The following is a 1028-nucleotide window of genomic DNA, read 5'->3' as shown; positions in this document are numbered from 1 at the left end:
CTTCGCGATGGAGCTTCGCTCCACCCTTGACCGACCGCCCCGTCCCGGAAAGCCGAAAGACTGCCGGGAACCTCTCTCACGCGGCCGCAGTCCGTCCGGACTGGAGCTGGGGGCGCAGAAACCTTCCGCCGACACTGCTGGACCAGCGCCTGACCCTCGGGAGGGGCGCGGAAGCCTCAGATGACGGCCGGAGCGATGCCAACTCAGGGACATCGGCTGGGCCGATGGACCGCCTCCCCCTTCCCCGTTTCGCCCCTCCCGGCCGCGAACAAGGCCGGAACGCCAAGGAGGTCCAAGGAGGAGGAGGAGGAGGGAAGGAAGGTTTCTGCGCCCCTTGCCCAGCCTCGGACGGACTGCTGCCGAGTGAGAGAGGAGCGCCCAACACACTGGGCGGCCTATGCCCAGCCCACAGGGCTAGGCAGGATCCGGTGGATCACGTGACTGGCAGCGTGTTGGCTCGTAGTTCTCAGCGTGGGGCGGAGTGATCTGACGCATGGGGAGTGGGTCCGGCTGGAGCCGCACCTGCCTGCGACAGGGCGACGCGGCGGCCGATGGAATGACCACCGCACGGTAATCAACGGGATCCTCTTCCGGGTGCGGACCGGCATACCGTGGCGCGACCTGCGCGAGCGTTGCGGCAGTTGGAAGACCGTCTACGAGCGGCACAGGCGCTGGTCGGCGGACGGCACGTGGGACAGAATCCTGCGTGCCGTCCAGGCGGACGCCGATCTGGCCGACCGGATCGACTGGAGCATGATCGGTGTGGACTCGACGTCGTGCCGGGCCCATCAGCACGCGGCTGGCGCCCGCAAAAAGGAGCCACGCGTCCGGAAAAGAAGGACGACGCCCCGCAATCACCGCGATCAGGTTATGGCTTCGCTCGTGATCCGCCCGACAGTGCCTAAGCTTCCGCCGTGAATGACACCACCCATGGCATACGGATCAGACCAGGCAGCCTGACCGACGCACCGGCCATTCTGGACATGCTCGACGCTGCGGTGGTCTGGATGAACGATCGCGGCAACACC

General features: G+C 67.0%; 2 pseudogenes. Both read left to right on the top strand.

Annotated elements, in window-relative coordinates:
* Positions 1-471: 471 nt before the first annotated feature.
* Positions 472-861 (top strand): annotated as a pseudogene (locus IF89_RS44110) (IS5 family transposase); the annotation flags it as partial.
* A 53-nt stretch (positions 862-914) separates the two neighbouring features.
* Positions 915-1028 (top strand): annotated as a pseudogene (locus IF89_RS44105) (GNAT family N-acetyltransferase); the annotation flags it as partial.

This window comes from Streptomyces sp. NRRL F-2664 (assembly GCF_000719345.1).
GTDB lineage: Bacteria > Actinomycetota > Actinomycetes > Streptomycetales > Streptomycetaceae > Streptomyces.
The sequence above is the reverse complement of the archived record's forward strand: the minus strand, read 5'-3'. Positions and strand labels throughout refer to the sequence as shown.